The sequence below is a fragment of the Pedobacter segetis genome (genome assembly GCF_016623585.1).
Taxonomy (GTDB): Bacteria; Bacteroidota; Bacteroidia; order Sphingobacteriales; family Sphingobacteriaceae; genus Pseudopedobacter; species Pseudopedobacter segetis.
Genome location: NZ_JAEHFY010000056.1, coordinates 1 through 977, shown reverse-complemented (window position 1 = coordinate 977; position 977 = coordinate 1). Strand labels below are relative to the sequence as shown.

Here is a 977-nt window from a genome sequence, read left to right as displayed (position 1 = left end):
TCAGCAGGTTCAACCGGCGCAACTGGTAACACAGGAGCGACAGGTTCAGATGGAGCAACGGGCGCAAAAGGCGATACGGGAGCAACAGGTTCAGCAGGTTCAACCGGCGCAAAAGGCGATACGGGAGCAACAGGTTCAGCAGGTTCAACCGGCGCAAAGGGCGATACGGGCGCAAAAGGAGATACAGGTTTACAAGGAATCCAAGGAGTAACTGGTAATACGGGTGCAACGGGCGCAAAAGGTGATACCGGAGCAACAGGTTCAGATGGCGCAACGGGCGCAAAAGGCGATACGGGAGCGACAGGTTCAGCAGGAGCAACAGGTTTAAAAGGCGATACCGGAGCGACAGGTTCAGCAGGTTCAACCGGCGCAAAGGGCGATACAGGAGCGACAGGTTCAGATGGGGCAACAGGCGCAAAAGGCGATACTGGGGCAACAGGTTCAGATGGGGCAACGGGTGCAAAAGGCGATACCGGGGCAACAGGTTCAGATGGAGCAACGGGTGCAAAAGGCGATACCGGAGCAAAAGGAGATACGGGTTTACAAGGAGCAACCGGTAACACGGGAGCGACAGGTTCAGATGGAGCAACGGGTGCAAAAGGCGATACCGGTGCAAAAGGAGATACGGGTTTACAAGGAGCAACCGGTAACACGGGAGCAACGGGTTCAGATGGAGCAGCCGGCGCAAAAGGAGATACAGGTTTACAAGGAGCAACTGGTGCTGTTGGAGCGACAGGTGCAACAGGCGATACGGGAGCGACAGGTTCAGCAGGAGCAACAGGCGATACAGGAGCAACGGGTTCAGCAGGAGCAACAGGTTCAAAAGGAGATACTGGAGCAACTGGTAGTACAGGGGCGACAGGTTCAGATGGAGCAACGGGTGCAAAAGGAGATACCGGAGCAAAAGGCGATACGGGAGCAACGGGTTCTGCAGGGGCAACTGGAGCAACTGGTAACACAGGAGCGACAGGTTCAGC

Annotated in this window: 1 protein-coding gene; it reads left to right on the top strand. The window is 56.2% G+C overall.

The window, feature by feature from the left end; translation table 11 throughout:
• The coding region (locus tag I5M32_RS16540) for a beta strand repeat-containing protein (protein WP_394370325.1) at positions 1-977 on the top strand (977 nt) is incomplete at both ends.